Here is a 229-nt window from a genome sequence, read left to right on the forward strand (position 1 = left end):
GGCGTTATCTGGTGCAGCTTTTCAAGGTTTATTAAAAAATCCTCTCGCTGACCCTTATACGCTGGGGGTATCTCAAGGGGCATCAGTTGGAGCCGTAGCGACCCTGTTTTTTAGCTTGCAGCTCCCGCTTGTTGGCAGTTTCACACTGCCATTATTCAGTCTGACAACAGCGCTTGTGACCCTGTGTCTCGTTCTCTTTTTTGCGCGTCTTGTTCATCGGGGGATGAGC

At 50.2% G+C, this 229-nt stretch carries 1 protein-coding gene; it reads left to right on the forward strand.

Features of this window, described 5'->3' with window-relative positions; translation table 11 throughout:
• Positions 1–229: iron chelate uptake ABC transporter family permease subunit (locus AC0IXA_RS28295; RefSeq protein ID WP_471815042.1), on the forward strand; the 229-nt coding region annotated here is incomplete at both ends.

It is taken from the genome of Pseudomonas sp. AC083, assembly GCF_979253165.1.